Consider the following 15,617-nt stretch of genomic DNA (forward strand, 5'->3'; position numbering starts at 1 on the left):
TGTCAAAAGCGGTTTTGAGTTTTAAGATTCTGCCTAGTCATTCTATCGAAATGGGGATCAAAAGCAGTTCGGGAAATTAAAGTTCGTTTGGATGACAAATTGTCATCCGGTTTCAACTAACCCTTAAACGCTACAAGGCTTAGATTTCAAGGAGAGAGTAATATTTACCTGAGTGCATTTACTGATGATGACCATTCCTAAGATTGCCTAAGTTCAGAAATTGTTCCGATTCTAGGGAGCAAGTAGCTGCACAGATGATTTTAAATTTCCCTATGTTTATACTTACAGTAATTTCCTAAAATCAGATATTAGCTAGGCTATATTTTCATCAAGGATTTACAGTTATTCAACATTTGGGGATCGCTCTTAGTCGTCGGTCTTTTGTCAGTCCTCCTTGGTTATTTGTCCTTTGTTGGTTGTAACCAATGACTAATAACTAATAGCTATGGCTAGTTTCAGCAAAATGTCATTTGAGCTTTGGTTGATTTTGTACTACAAAAACTATAAAAATGCAAGAGCAAAGTTTAGCAGATACTAAAAATGGGAGAATCGAGGGTGTGGGGAGAGAGAAATTATTGAGTGATAGCTATTTTTCCTACCCATCCTCCCTTTCCACCCCTCCCACACTGCCTGTTTTGCTTATGGTTCATAGTTATACCAATTGAAATAAGAATGTGACAGATGTATGGGCAGAGGCGTACAACTGTACGAATATACAGCCAATTCATTTGTTACAAAGATTTTTGCAAATGGTATTATTACGCAAACAAACCTGATTTTTAGAAAAATTTGTCTTTTTGGCAACTATTTAGAACTCCTATTTGATTGCAACAAAAGCTCCAGCTCCCATTCCACTCAAAAAGGCTGATTCACTACTGCCTACTCCCTTTTGATTAATGGCAGAGGCTAAAATATTAGCTTATTGTTGACTTGTCTCATCAAAATTAGGGTGTCTAGTGCCAGAAGAATTCAGTTGTCAAATTTCACCGCCATTTTTGTCTGAGGGTAGCGATCGCGATCTGAGTTTAGATTCAACCCTCCAAGAACTACCAATGTACAACTTCTCGGTGGAAATTAGCTGCACTGGGATGGAAGTAGCTAGTTTTTTGGAAAAACATCCGCTGTTACCAGGAGTAATTTTGGTAGAACAAGGAAAGTTCGTGGGAATGATTTCGCGGCGGCGACTGTTAGAATTTTTAATTCGTCCTTATGGACAAGAATTACTTGTTCAGCAACCATTAGGTCTTCTTTACGGCTATGCACGGACAACGATTTTGCTGCTTGCTGATACGACATTGATTTTAAGTGCGATGCAACTTAGTTTAAAGCGATCGCCAGAATTGTTAGCAGAACCAATTGTAGTCCAAACTGTTTGCGGTGCTTACAAATTATTAGATGTGCAGGAATTAAATTTTATTTCTTGGCAAATTCGCGGAATCAAAAATTTCGTGCGATATGAACGCAGCCAAGCCCAAATGATTCAAAACGATAAAATGGCGAATCTGGGGCGTTTGGTAGATGGGGTAGTACATGAAATTTTAGACCCTGTGGGTTTTATTTGGGGTAACATAACTTATGTCTCAAATTACAGCCAAGACTTACTCAAGTTAATAGCGGCTTATGATCGAGAGTTACCTTCAGCTTCCCAGACAATTGAGCAAATTAAAGAAGAGATTGAATTTGATTTTTTAGAACAAGATTTATTACAAGCACTTGCTAGTATCCGGACTGGAGCCGAAAGATTAAAAAAACTTGTCACCAGTTTACAAAATTTTTGTCATCTCGAWGAACTTTATCCAAAACCTATAGATTTACATGTTTGTATAGATAATCTTCTTTTATTAATAAATAGCCGGATTCAAGGAGAAATTGAAATTGTCAAATTTTACGGACAATTGCCGCCAGTATATTGCTTTATAGGGCAGTTAAACCAAGTTTTAATCAATATTTTAAGCGAAGCGGTGGATACTTTACTCAATGAAGCAGTGCGACAGCAGTTGCATTTAGAAGATATAAAGACTATTCAAAAACCTAAAATTGAGATTACTACAGAAGTTATTTCACAGAAACCAAGCAAACCAAATGCACCAGATTCTCGCTGGATATTAATTCGCATTGCTGACAACGGCCCCGGAATGTCTCAAGAATTACAACAGCAAATTCTAGAGTCTTTTTCTTTGGAAACCAAAAATGGTAAAGAAACTAGTTTAGCAGTAAGTTATCGAATTATAACTGTCAAACATGGTGGGAAATTCAATTTATCTTCTCAACCAGGTATGGGGACTAAATTTGAAATTCTGTTGCCTTTAGTTTGATGCAATAGCTAGTAGACTGTGGTGGAAATTTGTCTTTCTAATTATTTGATTTTTCAGTATCCAAATACATTTGATTGCTGGAAGATAAATTGGGCGATCGCCCTTAATGAATTAACGCGATAATTGCAATATATTTACTCTTAGGTAATGGGGCGATCGCTTACAGTCCGACTTGAATATATATTATAAATAATTTATTTTTAAGTGCATGTATTTTATTAAAATTTAAATGTTGCAAACTAAAAAAATGATAATTTGCAGAATAAATTATATTTCTAAGTCCTCGTCAAATATTGATTCAAGGTCTCTTGCTCCATGAATAACTCGTAGAATATCAACTGCTGATTCAGTGATGCGGTAAAAAATAAGATATTTTTTAAATCCTTTGATAGATATTTGTCGAGTATCTCCTAGATTAGGATGTGAAAATTGGCAGAATTTTCCTATAGCTGGGGTTTTTGCTAATTGTTTAAATGTTGCTTCGGCTGCTGTTAAAAAGCGGTCTGAAGCATCTAAGTTATCCTCTGCTATGTATGTTGCTAAGTCTATTAAGTCACGGATAACTTGAGGTCTTTTTTTTACTTCAAACATCACGGCTAAACTGTACCTTGACGTTTATTAATTCTTTGCCGAATTGTTTGACGAATATCTTCCCAATCTTGAACAGTCATTTCTGTTGCATCTCCAGAGTTTAATCCTTCTAGAAGCATTGTTTCAAGACGTTCTTTAGCTCTCTGTTTTTGGTCTTGTCGCACTAATTCACGAAAATATTCGCTGACACTGCTGTAACCACCTTGAGCTACCTGTTCTTCTACATAAGCTCGCATTGTGTCAGGTAAGGAAATATTTATACTTTTCACAAGGGTTATTTTCTAAATCTATTTTTCTACATTATGGCAGTTTTTGCCATTTCTTGCCATTGCACAGAAGATTCTATTTAGCATGAGTAGATTGCAGCTTCTTGTTAGATATTCGTACTATCTGGGCATATTGTAATTATCCAGCAAATAACATTAAAACAGGGTAAACATTATGTTGACTATACAGTGGCAAGAAGAAATCGCATCATTACAGCAAAGCTTGAGACGTGAAATTACCAAAATATCAGGTGGATCAGAAATTAATGTAATTAAGCATATTTGTATCAATAACTTAAAATCAAAGTTAGAACGATTAGAAGAAATTGATAAAATTCTGAGTATAGAAAAATATAAAATTATTTTTATTGGTACTATTGGCCAAGGTAAGACAACTGCTATTTGTCATCTTTTTAACTTAATAAGTGACTTTAAGGTTTCCAAAACTATTAATAACAAAACTAAAGATGTAATCGAAACTAGAGAGTTACTCTCAACTGGAGGAGGGAAAACTACTATATGTGAAGTAATTATCAAAGCGGCTGATAAAACTTATATAGAGATAGAGCCTTATACAGTTGATGAGATGGAGAATCTTATTTTTGAATTCTGTGACTATATTGCTAGTAAAGATAATACACAGTTAGAGCATAAAATAATTATTTCAGAAGAAATTGAAAGAGCTATCAGGAATGTTATAGAACTAAAAAAAATTAATAAATCTATTTCTGATGGTGACAAAAATAAAACAATTAGAATTGATCGAGCTAGAGAGTTATTTGATGAATCAGGAATAGAGGTACTAAAAAAGACTGCATTGAATAATGCAAACCTTGAATCTAGAAGTTCGACTAAAATTGAGTTTGATAATCAAAGTAGAGAGCAAGATTGGATAAAAAATACATTTGATAATATAAATAATGCCCGGTTTAAAGATTTTGCTATTCCAAGAAAAATCTTCTTTATGTGAGCTATAATGTTTTATCTGGTTCAGACTTGTCTCAGTTCGATTGCGTAGTTGATACTAAAGGGCTTGATGAGAACCCAATTCGTAAAGACTTGCAGAAATATATTGATAGCCAAGATAGTATCTGTCTTTTTGTAACTCCCTTTCATGCTGCTCCTGAAGCGAATATTACAAAATTAATAAGTTATTATCTGACATCCAAATCTAAAGAATTTCATCATAGATTTGTCACTTTGATATTATCTCAAAAAAGCCAACCTGAAAAAGTACATGGTGCTGATGGAGATAGAGAGTTAGGAATTCAAATTAGACAGGAGGAAGTTCAAGCTACATTCAAGCGTTTAAATTTAGACTTTTTTCAAGAAAATATCTTGTCCTATGATTCATTGCGATACTACTATGATGATATAGTCAAGCTAAATAATATTTATGATGAAGAGGATGTACAAGCAGATAAAGATAAATTTCTCAAAGGTATAGCAGATGTAATAGAACATAGACGAAATCTTTTATTAGACGAAATTAAAAATATTCGAGAAAGTTTTGGGAAAATTAAAAATGGTGATGCTTTGACACTATTAGAAATTCAAGCAATTAAAAATGCGATTCAGAAGATAGAAAATGTCAGAGACTTGAGTAAAAGGATACCTAGTTTTGTTTATGAAGACTTTATTGATAAGTATCTTGAATACTATCATAAAAATTATCAAGCATGGAATACTAAACACGCTATTCATAGGAATTTTGGATATTATGAACCAAGGGATATAGATATATACTATGATGCAAAAGTTTTTGCTGAGGGAATAGATGAAGATGAGATGCTGAAGAAATTTACTAGAGAAGTCAAGCAAGAACTAGAAAATATCTTGTATGAACTTACATCGGCTAATGAATCTTTAAAGACACTTATCCCTGAAATAGTAAAAGAGTTTTACGGATTATATGACGATTTTGTAGACGAAGTAGGAACAGAAATTGAAGAGGAAATTACAAGAATACTACGACTTCGAAGTGAAGATTCTGAGTTTTGGAAGGCTCTAATTGCTGAGAAAGGTAGAGAAAGGAAGAAAGGGGAAACTTTTGCAGGTAATGTATGTGAAATATTTAAGCGAGAGATGACAATAGAAACAAATTTGAATAAATTCTTTCAGGCCAAATCTGAAGAACATTGGAAAAAATTAGTTAGTAAGATACTAAGTTTCTTTGGGGAAAAATAAAAAATTTTGCAATTGCACAGTTAGTATGCAGTTTAGGGCGCAGCAATCTTGCGCTCCTAAAAAGATTGTATCCACGATTAATTAACTCTAATAAAATAGTTATGATATATTTAAATGAAGAAATACAGCAAAAGTTGGAAATATATATTAAAAAATATAAACAACAATATACGAAATGTTTAATTAGAGGTATAGAAATACCAATAAATGGCAGACCAGAAGAGTTGGTGAGGCAAATATTTATTTATTTTCTCATTAAGGAAAGTCCTTTATTGTCAGATAAAATTACTATTAAAGTTGAAGCTAACAATCATGATATAGAAATATATAAAAAAGAAACAAATGAAAATTTTAAGACAAATCAAAATCCTTTAATAATTGTGGAAGTAAAAAGAGAAGATGCGAACTTGCAAAATCACTCTAATCAGATAGAAAGATATTTAACAAATTCTGGTTGCAATATTGGAATTTTGTACAATTATCATGAAATTATTACTTTTATTAAAAAATATAATCAATTTCAAATTTATTATCTTAACAATTTAACAGACATACAAGAATTGATTTTACACGCAACCAGTACTATTAATGATGATTTATTAGAATTTGAAAACGCTCAAAATGGAAATATTGAAAGTTTTATTTATCTTATTAAGAAGTATGGTGAATATACTAATCATACGATAGCTTTTAAATTGAAACACCAGCTATCCGCAATAGATGGATATTTATTTAATGTCCAATATGATAAAATTTATTATAAAATATGTGGTCAATATTCTAAAAAACAGCAAGTTTTTGATTGTCAAGATTTTGAAAAACTAATTTCTATTATTTATTAAAAAGCATAGATGCACATCGATATTTATTTACCTTCATGTGCGGTAACCTTAATTTTAATCCACTAATACGATCGCACCTTTCCTCAACCCTCCACATTCTATGAAAGTATCCCGCTTCATCCTGGCTTTTAAATCAGGTTTTGGACTTATAAATCAGGTTTTGAACTTCTAAATCAAATTTTGAAATCATAAATTAGCTTAAAAACTCATAAATCAGGTTTTAAGCTCAAAATTAGCTAAAAACTATCTTTAAAAAAACAATTACGGCGTTGATCGCTATATTTATCTTTATGGCTAATCCCACCGTACAAAAAATTCTGTTAAATAAAAAAACGCAAATATACGCATTGAACGCAACTTTTCAGCGTTTATATACGTATATTCGCGGTAAAATGAAAAGCGATCGCAGTTTTAATGCACTAGCGCGATCGCTCTTTTTGTTAACGCCTCAGCAGTCAATCCATTAAACGCCATCAACTCTCCAGCACTGGCTGTAGTTTCGCCACGTTTCCAGCAAAAAGTATCGCGGTTGGCTTTACTGCGTAACAAAATCGGCTCTAGCATCGCCCCAGCACCACCTGTGACGCCAATTAATGCATCGCCATCAAATAATTGGGCAAATTTCGCATCATCTAAGAAATCGGCATCCGGTTGAGAACAGGTATCCCAAGCAGTATCATGAGGACGATATAAACGTCTGGGGTTAATCACAGAAACTATCTTCGCACCAATACCTTCATTTTCTAAGAAAGCAGCCGCCTCAAATACTGGCATTAATGTCATATCGCCAATCACAGCAAATACAACTTGCTGATCTCCCGCGACTTCATGCAATACCACCGCACCATCTTCTAACCCTTGGCGACTTTGTTCTAAAGTGGTGCGAATTGGCAATGGCGATTTACTTGCAGTAATCACAACTCCCTTATTCTTAGTTTGCAATGCCCAGTCATAACAAACTTGGATACTGTTAGCATCGGGAGGAAATAATGGGAAAACATTTCCATTTCGCATCAACGAAGCAAAGTAAGCTTCAATTTCTGGACGTTGGTGAGTCCAACCGTTACGCCCTTGCTCTAATGCACCTGCTGTGAATAAAGTAATAGTCGAGGGAGTTAAACGCCGCAATTCTGCCATTGCTTGGATTACAGTTTGCCAAACTGGTAATCCGTTGATGGCAAAAGATTCGTAAGAACACCACAAAGTTCTTGCACCCATTAAGGACAAACCAGCTGCTAAACCCGCACAAGCATCTTCGCTCAAAGGTTCGTAAACTTGCCCGTTTGGTGCTTGGTTATATACATCGTCGGTTGTGGGGTGGATAATTTTTAATGCTTGATTAATGTTAGCAATTCCTGATGCTTCGTTCCCGTCGGCGTTGGTGACGAGGAAATTTTTGTCTTTTTGTCCAACTATTCCTACCAATCGTCCCATTGCAGTTGTAGAAACTTTATGTTCGCCACCTACTGCATATTCTTCTAAAGGTAATTCGCCTAAATCTGGTAATGAAAATTCAAATTCTGTTACCACTGTTTTGGCTGCGGGGCCACCGCCTGCGCGTTCGGCATTTGTTCTGACTAATTGCCAAGCCTCGGCAGATAAAGCACGAGTTTGCAATGCACTTACAATATGCGGCGCATTTAGCGTATCTTTGGGATAAAGATTGTGAGATTTTGCACCCCGCGCGTGGACTCCTGCACCTTTAAGTTGTTTAATAATAAAAACAGTCAGCTTACCACCGAGTGCCGATCGCGCTGCTTTATCTACACCCGAAAGTACTGCTTGGGTAAATTCTAGACGCTTCTCAAAGGAAAAGGCAGTACTATCAACGTAATCCCCTGGTTGGTTTTTATCGTCGAAATCCTTAGCATCCACTAACACGACTTCATCAAAACCGTTACCTTGCCAATATGCTTGCATTTCTGGGTTGGTTTTCAGGGAAACCATGCTGTGGTGTTCTTGGCTATAACCATTCCACACCAGTATCGGCAAGAAATTAGTGACAGTAGGATAAGCAGTATGGAAATGTGCGATCGCACTTACAATATAAGGTTCACCCAATCCACCATCGCCAACTGTGAAGGGAAATAACTTATCGAGGTGCAGTTTTGCGGCTGCCATTGCAAAATGTTGCCCTTGTCCCAAAGGCCCCGCAGGTGCGAGAATACCAGGTATGTAACCAGAAAGGTGTCCTAAAAGTCCGTGCTTTTCTCGAAAGCGATCGCGCAACTGTTGGACTGTAAAAATTCCCATGTCTTCTAGCGAACGATCCAAGAACATGGCGCTATAAAATCCGGGGGCGTGGTGTCCGACTTCCGTGATAATGTTCTTGTATCCCAGCATGACCAGAGATGCATAAGCTTCAGCTTGGCTGGCGAATCCGCCGGGATGCCCAGAGGCTTTACTACCAGTAACTTGCAAAGTGAGATAGCGTAGGGCATCCGCAGCCAGTAAAGTTTGATATACTGCTGTGGGATCTGTGGGAGATGCGATCGCTACATTGCCGGATTCTATAGCAGGTGTTGCACCATAAGTTTCAAAATCTGGCAGTGCTTCACCAAAATATTGAATTCCTTCAGAAAAATTGGCAAGCGYTGAAGAAGCCTTTGGGGTGATTGCAGTCATGCTGAGTACCTTATGACGATGAAATGAAACTGTAGATGCTCGTTGAATTCAATAAAAATTCTACATCTTTGAGGTTGTAACAGTTTATTGCTTTTTGGCAACGTCAGGATAAGTACTTTAAATGGTTCGCTAACTAAAATTTAAGTTAGTTTAAGTAGTATAAAACATATTTAAGCACTAAAAAAATTTATGAAGTTACCAAATGGGCCGCAAATCCCAGCAATTTCACAGATGGTGCGCTGGATAGCTAATCCGATGTCATTTATGGAAGCTTGCGCCAAAAGGTATGGAGAGATTTTTACTCTCAGATTAGACAAAAATCTGCCTCCTATGGTAATTGTCAGCAACCCCCAAATGCTCGAGCAAATTTTAACAAATGATACCAAGGAATTAGCAGCCCCTGGTGAAATGAATCAGATATTTGAATCTTTGGTAGGTAAGCATTCCGTAATTACCATCAGCGGCGCAGAACACCAACGCCAACGCCAGTTGCTAATGCCTCCCTTTCACGGTGAAAGAATGCGAAGCTATAGCCAAGTGATTACTGATGTCACCGAGCAAGTTATCAGCCAATACCCCATAGGTAAACCTTTTAATATTCGGTCTGTTACCCAAGCCATTACTCTGCGAGTGATTATGCAAGCTGTGTTTGGGTTACATGAAGGAACTCGCGCCGAAAAACTACAGCACTTTTTAGGGGATCTTTTAGAAAAAGGCAGTTCTCGATTAATTGTGGCCTTACTTTATTTCCCTGCTTTACAAAGAGATTTTGGCCCGATTAACTTTTGGGGAAAACAACTGCGCCGTCAGCAGGAAGCTGACCAACTCATCTACGAGGAAATTCGAGAACGTCGAGAACAACCAGATTCATCACGCACAGATATTCTCAGCTTACTCATGGCTGCTAGAGATGAAACTGGTCAACCTATGACTGATGAAGAGTTGCGCGATGAATTGATGACTTTGTTAGTCGCCGGTCACGAAACCACGGCTACAGCCTTAGCATGGGCATTCTACTGGATTCACAAACTACCATCAGTACGTCAAAAGCTACTCCAAGAATTAGATAGCTTAGGCAATAACCCAGATCCCAATACCATTTTTAAATTACCTTATCTCAACGCTGTTTGCTGCGAAACATTGCGGATTTACCCAGTCGGTATACTCACCTTTCCCAGAACAGTCACAACACCTTTCTCACTGGGCAATTACAAACTCGAACCTGATACAATCATCATTGGTTCGATTTATCTAACCCACCACCGGGAAGACATTTACCCACAACCTCAGCAATTTAAACCAGAACGTTTTTTAGAACACCAATTTTCTCCCTATGAATATTTGCCCTTTGGCGGTGGTGCAAGGCGCTGTATTGGTCTAGCATTTGCTCAATTGGAAATGAAGCTAGCACTTGCCAAAATTCTTACCAGCCGAGAATTAAAATTAGTTAATAATCGTGAAGTGCGACCCAAACGCCGTGGTTTAGTCACAGGCCCAGACCGTCCCATTGAAATGGTTGTCACGAGTCAACGTCAGCTGAAATCTGCGGTTTTACAGACTGTTTGATGCTTTGCTAGTTGATGATTGCATTTAAAAAATTTCCAAAAAATAAATCATCCAATCTTGTGGGGTGGGCGTCTCGTCTGCCCATGATTACAAGTAAGCAAGATGTTTATTTGATATTTAAAAATGAAAATTTACCCTTCACACCGTTTGGCTCCATCTTCAATTGGGCAACATAAAACTCTTTTTGAATCACATCACCAGCTGATGTAAAAGCAATTTCACCCAGAGGAGTTTGATATGTTCCTTTTAATAACTCTTGATTCAATTGTGTACGCAATTGTGCCAGACTTAATTTGTTAATTTTGCTTTTTTTATCTAAAGATTGCAGAGCTTCTACATATACCTGCACCGCTGCAAAAGCTTGAGCGCTGACTTGGGGTGGTTCTCTTTGATATTGTTCAATGTAAGCTTTACGAAATGCCGTATTAATTTTACTAGGATATACAGGACTATAAGCTTGAGCAACAATCACGCCTTCACAAAACGCTCTGCATACAGAAAATATATGCGATGTATTAAAACCATTGCCACCAATAATTAATCCTTTATAACCAAGTTCTCGTAATTGTTTAACTAAATTACCTCCATCTACAGCTAACCCGGATATAATCGCCAAATCAGGTTTTAAATTAATAGCATCGCTGGCTTGAGCTTGAAAGTCGGTATCTGTAGTTTGAAATTTTTGGACTGTGACTAAATTCAATCCTAAATCTTTAACTGTTTTCTGAAAAATTTCTGTTTCTGATTTATTGAAAGCATCATTTTGAGCGTAGAATACGGCTACTCTTTTGATTTGAGGATTTTGCTGGAGTGCAGCTTTCACAGAATAAGGAGCAACCACAGCCACAGATGAAGAAACACGAGCAACATAATCACCAATTTCCGGAATCCCATTGGCAGTATTTGATGCTCCCAGAACTGGGAGTTTATTACGTTCTGCTACAGGGTCGGCACTAAAAGCTTGTTGTGATAGGGTAGGGCCAATTATACCCACGACTTTATCTTGATTAATTAAAGTTTGAAAAGCATTTATCGCTCCAGCTTCGTCGCCTCCAGTATCTTGAAATACTAATTTAATTGGTTTTCCATTGATGCCTCCTTTGTCATTAAAATACTTTTGGGCAATTTTTACTCCATCAGTGCCCTCTTGACCAAGTAATGCTACGTTGCTTGTTTGGGCAAAAGCGATACCAATGGGAATTACATCAGATGTATTTGTTGTGGGATTATTTGCAGAATTTTGATGAGGATTGCTAGTTTTGCCACAGGCTATTAGTAGCAGAGAGCAGATAAATAAGAATGCGGTTTGATGAGCGGTCGCATTTTTCATGGATACCTAAATTTTATCTGTTTTACAGTTAATTTATCAATATAATATGGTGCGTTATAACTAAACCTATAACGCACCATATTATTTACTTCTTATTCCAGAGAGCAATAAATTCTTTATAGATGGCTGGTGTTATTTGACTTTGTAAGTAATCTAGTGCATCGCGCTGGTTTGGATTGTTGTCATCATAATAAGTGAATACATTTGTCAGCTTGACAATTTCAGGGTTCTGGTCATTTGTTCCCCTCCATTTATTAGTAACTTTCTGTAAAATATCCTTGGGTAGATTTTGTTGTAAGTTATTTAGCGCTGCAATATAAGAAGAATTTTGCGGATTCTTTTTGAATTGCAACCATAAATCTCTCAGCTTGAGTTGCGTCGGAGGTTGGGGTTTATTTGGTGTCAGAGTCGGTTGCTGTAGAATTTGACGCTGTTCAATATTGGCAATACCATTTTCAGTTAAACCTTGAGATTTCTGAAATTTTTTCACAGCTTTATAAGTAGCTGGGCCATAAAAAGGCAGATCTGAAGGGATTTCAGCATTGGTTGCAAAACCGTGAAACTTTAATCTGTTCTGAAGCCCTTTGATTATATCCTCCATCACTTCTCTAGTTTGAGAATCAGCGTTACCATTAACCACAAGTTTTTGTGGATATTGTTTTTGAAACTTTTTAATCGCTTCTTCCGTAGGATCATCTGTTAAGGAGTTATTATTCCGCTTCCAAGGAGCAAATTGAGGATCGGGATTCGGATCGATTTCAGGAGCTAAATATCCCAGTCCAATCAATATATGACGAATTACTTGAGGACTATAAACAGTCATACTTTTCGGTTCCTTTGCTACTAAACTTAAGTTTATGTATTGTATTTTACAAAAAAATATAGGGGTGTATAGCTATACACCCCGAGAAATTGCTTAAAACAATATAATGATACTAAACGGTTTGATTACTCTGTGCCAATTTTTGCTGTGCAATTCGTTTCAAACGAGTTTTTCTACTTTTACGGATGCGATCGCTTGTACGAACACCACCCGCCATCATATATTCGCAACTATCTTTACCGTACTTAACAGCAACTCCTAGCAGGATTCTCCCGCTGATACTATTCAATTCTTTTTCTAATTCTTTAATTTCAACTTGTAAAGTTTCAATCAGTTCTAAAGCTTTATTATAGGCATCAATTTCGCTACGTAACTTCTCAATTTGTTCTATGAAGTTTTTTAAACTGATACCATTTCCTAAATCTAAATTTGGGTCGATTTTTTGCAATCCAGCGGCTCTTAACTCAGCTTTTTGGAGAACGCGAGATATTTGTCTTTTACGAACCATAAGTTGACTCCTATCAAAGGGTTATAAAGCTAGTTTGCCTTAGACAAACTCTATATCGGCTCAGGAGAATCCACAAATAATTCTATTTTGGAGCGTTAGCTTAATCAATTGGCCAAGCATCTGAAAAACTGCTTTTCCCTAAATCTGAGCCGGAAGCTAAAATTAGGCGATCGCATTTTATCTACCCCAGTCCCTTTTATGACAATCCTTTGTCTTTGATTTGTTTAGATGTAGCTTCCATAAAATTGATAAAAACCTGGATAATCTGATGAATTCCCTCACTACCTCCGGCAATTAAACCTCCTGTTAATAAGGCATCCAAAGAACGGAAAATAACTACTTGGGTTTGATTATTTAAATCAAGAACTACCAACGGTTCGATTGAACGAATACCGATTGCACTAATTAAAAGACCGAATACAAGTGATGTCCACAGAGCAATTGTTCGTGTATCAGCTTTATAAGCTGCTCTTTGGCGTTCTTTTGCATTTAAATCATCAAGTTCTGGTTGAATTACTAATAATACTTGTTCTTGGCTTTGGATAAAATTTTGAATAATTTGCTGTTCTAAACTCATTCCTTCCGGTGGTAAAATACTAGTTACATTAGTAGATGAAAAATCAGACCTTGTACTTGGTTGCTTTTGTTCTTTTGCTAGTTTGAGCTTTTCATCGATGAGAAGTTTTTGGCGCTGAATTTCAATATCTAAGTTTTCCACAAATGGGCTACGCCAAGTAGTTATAAAAACTTCTAAAGACCGCTCTAATAACAAAGATATAAATAATGGTATTGTCAATATTTGGATAATATCGTTCAACCCAAATGATTTAAAAGCAAATGGTTGAGATGATAACCAAGTTGACAAAGTGATTACTAGAAAACTAATAATGATTAAGAGAATAAATAGAGGAGATTCTGAAGAAAGCCTGAGCAACATTTCTATACTCCTGTTGCATGTCACAATATCAGGTGATAACTGCACCTGCTGAGTAACTTAACAAGGTTAATTTCATAGAACAGTAAATAATTTATTACCGAACCCTTTTCTTTACGAATGCTATGAGCTAGCGCCAGCCAAAAAGTGATGTCAAAGGGAGGGCTAAGCCTACACTCTTCTATTTGGGTATGCGGTTGTAGACTATCCAATACATCTATTAATGTCAACTTAATCCGAGTGTATGGGTTTTGCTCTCACCGCTAGCTGTAGCAACTTTGACAAGAGTTCCTTGATTTCGGTTTCCCGAACTGAAAATTAAAGTAAACCGTAATGTTTTTTCCTACCTAATTTGGTGCGGTAATCCTGATTGATTAGGTGAGAATAACCGAATTTACAGCATTTTAAACTAGACATAATATTAAAAGTAAGCACAAAGCAAAGTGCAAAAACAATTAAACAGATAGCTAATTAATCTGAGGAAGAGTTATGACACTAGTACGTTGGAATCCCTGGAGAGAAATTGACACTCTCCAACGTCAAATTAATAACTTGTTTGAAGAGAATATAGCACCATCTGGTTCCTTTGCAAGGAACTTAGTTAGAGTTCCGGCCGCCGAACTGCAAGAAACTGAAGATGCTATTCATCTAAAGCTAGAACTACCGGGAATGTCAGCTAAAGACTTGGATATTCAAGTCACTGAAGATGCTGTTCACATTAGCGGTGAACGTAAATCTGAAACTAAAACCCAACAAAAAGGTGCTGTTAAGAGCGAATTTTACTACGGTCAATTTCAACGTATAATTCCTCTATCTGCTAGGGTTGAAAATACCAAAGTGACTGCTGAATACAAAGACGGTATTTTGAATCTGACGTTGCCTAAAGCCGATAAAGAAAGGAACAAAGTTGTCAAAGTTAATCTAGAACAACCTACTGCTTAATTGGTCGTTAGCCAATTAGTCTACCTTCTTTGATTAATTAAAATAGCTAAAAGCCTGGTTATTAGAGTAACCGGGCTTTTTTGCAACATCTTCGTTTCGGACTAATAGACCTCTTGCAAAAATCCTCTGTAACACGCCGCCCACTCAAGACAGAAGAATATTTTTTTACCCTAATTCTCCCCTTTTTATTTTTAGACTACTAAAACTTACTAAAACTAATAACGTTTTACTTGAATTTAGGATTCCCTGATGAAATTCTCAATCTTGATAGATTCTTTGGTAGCTCTTGCTGCAATTACTCTTACGCCTGCAATTAGTAACGCACAAATAGTTACAACTAATAATCAACCAATAGTCATGAACTCGAACAAATTATCCAGTAATTCTAGTAGCATTAATTACTTGGAACCATTCGACCTTGTTTCTTATGCTTACCAAGGGGGTCTTATGCAAGATGGAATTCCGAGTGGTGGAACCTTAGTACTTAAAACTCTTAGTAGCAAAATTCTGGCAAAAGATTTGGTCACAGCTGCCGTAAATGCAAAGAAATTGCAACCACAAGTTTTGGACGACCAAAATTATCTCAATGCTGTAAGTTCTGAACTGATAGCATTGCCTGATTATGCTGCTGCTGATTGATAATCTTAGATGTTAAGGTAACTCTAAGAAATAAAGTTGATGGATATAA

General features: G+C 36.5%; 14 protein-coding genes. 7 read left to right on the plus strand and 7 right to left on the minus strand.

The window, feature by feature from the left end; all coding sequences use genetic code 11:
- The first annotated feature begins 956 nt into the window (after window positions 1-956).
- A complete protein-coding gene (locus FCR06_RS02595; RefSeq protein WP_138497305.1) occupies window positions 957-2,315 on the plus strand; it encodes a sensor histidine kinase in 1,359 nt (452 codons plus the stop codon).
- Between the two features lie 267 nt (window positions 2,316-2,582).
- Here the strand turns inward: FCR06_RS02595 and FCR06_RS02600 are convergent, their stop codons facing one another.
- Both FCR06_RS02600 and FCR06_RS02605 read right to left on the minus strand, forming a co-directional pair.
- The gene (locus tag FCR06_RS02600; protein ID WP_138497524.1) at window positions 2,583-2,906 is read right to left on the minus strand and encodes a type II toxin-antitoxin system RelE/ParE family toxin; all 324 of its coding nucleotides are present in this window, start codon (window positions 2,904-2,906) and stop codon (window positions 2,583-2,585) included.
- Window positions 2,907-2,911: 5 nt separating this feature from the next.
- Window positions 2,912-3,175, minus strand: coding sequence for a type II toxin-antitoxin system ParD family antitoxin (locus FCR06_RS02605; protein ID WP_138497306.1), 264 nt, complete (start codon window positions 3,173-3,175; stop codon window positions 2,912-2,914).
- A 172-nt stretch (window positions 3,176-3,347) separates the two neighbouring features.
- Between FCR06_RS02605 and FCR06_RS33325 the strand changes: the two genes are divergently transcribed.
- From FCR06_RS33325 to FCR06_RS02615, 3 genes are all read left to right on the plus strand, one after another.
- Window positions 3,348-4,142 carry a hypothetical protein gene (locus FCR06_RS33325; RefSeq protein ID WP_223280016.1) on the plus strand — a complete coding sequence of 265 codons (795 nt, stop codon included), beginning with the start codon at window positions 3,348-3,350 and terminating at the stop codon, window positions 4,140-4,142.
- Entirely contained in the window at window positions 4,139-5,359 is a 1,221-nt protein-coding gene (locus tag FCR06_RS33330; protein ID WP_223280017.1) for a hypothetical protein, read from the plus strand. Before FCR06_RS33325 ends, FCR06_RS33330 begins: the two co-directional genes overlap by 4 nt.
- Before the next feature lie 101 nt (window positions 5,360-5,460).
- Window positions 5,461-6,201: a type I restriction enzyme HsdR N-terminal domain-containing protein gene (locus FCR06_RS02615; protein WP_138497307.1), complete on the plus strand. Its 741-nt coding sequence runs from the start codon at window positions 5,461-5,463 to the stop codon at window positions 6,199-6,201.
- Window positions 6,202-6,612: 411 nt separating this feature from the next.
- On the opposite strand, the gene FCR06_RS02620 is transcribed toward FCR06_RS02615, so the two are convergent.
- Window positions 6,613-8,826 carry a phosphoketolase gene (locus FCR06_RS02620; protein WP_138497308.1) on the minus strand — a complete coding sequence of 738 codons (2,214 nt, stop codon included), beginning with the start codon at window positions 8,824-8,826 and terminating at the stop codon, window positions 6,613-6,615.
- Window positions 8,827-9,015: 189 nt separating this feature from the next.
- Between FCR06_RS02620 and FCR06_RS02625 the strand changes: the two genes are divergently transcribed.
- Window positions 9,016-10,392: a cytochrome P450 gene (locus FCR06_RS02625; protein ID WP_138497309.1), complete on the plus strand. Its 1,377-nt coding sequence runs from the start codon at window positions 9,016-9,018 to the stop codon at window positions 10,390-10,392.
- A 106-nt stretch (window positions 10,393-10,498) separates the two neighbouring features.
- On the opposite strand, the gene FCR06_RS02630 is transcribed toward FCR06_RS02625, so the two are convergent.
- The 4 genes from FCR06_RS02630 to FCR06_RS02645 form a co-directional block, all read right to left on the minus strand.
- A complete protein-coding gene (locus FCR06_RS02630; RefSeq protein WP_138497310.1) occupies window positions 10,499-11,722 on the minus strand; it encodes an ABC transporter substrate-binding protein in 1,224 nt (407 codons plus the stop codon).
- An 85-nt stretch (window positions 11,723-11,807) separates the two neighbouring features.
- The gene (locus FCR06_RS02635) at window positions 11,808-12,545 is read right to left on the minus strand and encodes a peptidoglycan-binding protein (protein WP_138497311.1); all 738 of its coding nucleotides are present in this window, start codon (window positions 12,543-12,545) and stop codon (window positions 11,808-11,810) included.
- A 112-nt stretch (window positions 12,546-12,657) separates the two neighbouring features.
- Window positions 12,658-13,053, minus strand: coding sequence for a hypothetical protein (locus FCR06_RS02640; protein WP_138497312.1), 396 nt, complete (start codon window positions 13,051-13,053; stop codon window positions 12,658-12,660).
- Window positions 13,054-13,249: 196 nt separating this feature from the next.
- The gene (locus tag FCR06_RS02645; RefSeq protein WP_189523300.1) at window positions 13,250-13,990 is read right to left on the minus strand and encodes a hypothetical protein; all 741 of its coding nucleotides are present in this window, start codon (window positions 13,988-13,990) and stop codon (window positions 13,250-13,252) included.
- Between the two features lie 486 nt (window positions 13,991-14,476).
- Between FCR06_RS02645 and FCR06_RS02650 the strand changes: the two genes are divergently transcribed.
- Both FCR06_RS02650 and FCR06_RS02655 read left to right on the plus strand, forming a co-directional pair.
- A complete protein-coding gene (locus FCR06_RS02650) occupies window positions 14,477-14,929 on the plus strand; it encodes an Hsp20/alpha crystallin family protein (protein WP_138497313.1) in 453 nt (150 codons plus the stop codon).
- Between the two features lie 249 nt (window positions 14,930-15,178).
- Window positions 15,179-15,568, plus strand: a complete 390-nt coding sequence (locus FCR06_RS02655; RefSeq protein ID WP_138497314.1) for a hypothetical protein — start codon at window positions 15,179-15,181, stop codon at window positions 15,566-15,568.
- The last annotated feature ends 49 nt before the right edge of the window (window positions 15,569-15,617 follow it).

Origin of the sequence: Nostoc sp. PA-18-2419 (assembly GCF_005869855.1) — a bacterium.
In the GTDB taxonomy this organism is placed as follows: domain Bacteria; phylum Cyanobacteriota; class Cyanobacteriia; order Cyanobacteriales; family Nostocaceae; genus Nostoc.

What these genes read in the sequence shown, in the direction of transcription:
- FCR06_RS02600 (WP_138497524.1), bottom strand. Translation starts at nt 2,906, where the DNA reads ATGTTTGAAGTAAAAAAAAGACCTCAAGTTATCCGTGACTTAATAGAC.
- FCR06_RS33325 (WP_223280016.1), top strand. Translation starts at nt 3,348, where the DNA reads ATGTTGACTATACAGTGGCAAGAAGAAATCGCATCATTACAGCAAAGC.
- FCR06_RS02615 (WP_138497307.1), top strand. Translation starts at nt 5,461, where the DNA reads ATGATATATTTAAATGAAGAAATACAGCAAAAGTTGGAAATATATATT.
- FCR06_RS02625 (WP_138497309.1), top strand. Translation starts at nt 9,016, where the DNA reads ATGAAGTTACCAAATGGGCCGCAAATCCCAGCAATTTCACAGATGGTG.
- FCR06_RS02630 (WP_138497310.1), bottom strand. Translation starts at nt 11,722, where the DNA reads ATGAAAAATGCGACCGCTCATCAAACCGCATTCTTATTTATCTGCTCT.
- FCR06_RS02635 (WP_138497311.1), bottom strand. Translation starts at nt 12,545, where the DNA reads ATGACTGTTTATAGTCCTCAAGTAATTCGTCATATATTGATTGGACTG.
- FCR06_RS02640 (WP_138497312.1), bottom strand. Translation starts at nt 13,053, where the DNA reads ATGGTTCGTAAAAGACAAATATCTCGCGTTCTCCAAAAAGCTGAGTTA.
- FCR06_RS02645 (WP_189523300.1), bottom strand. Translation starts at nt 13,990, where the DNA reads ATGTTGCTCAGGCTTTCTTCAGAATCTCCTCTATTTATTCTCTTAATC.
- FCR06_RS02650 (WP_138497313.1), top strand. Translation starts at nt 14,477, where the DNA reads ATGACACTAGTACGTTGGAATCCCTGGAGAGAAATTGACACTCTCCAA.
- FCR06_RS02655 (WP_138497314.1), top strand. Translation starts at nt 15,179, where the DNA reads ATGAAATTCTCAATCTTGATAGATTCTTTGGTAGCTCTTGCTGCAATT.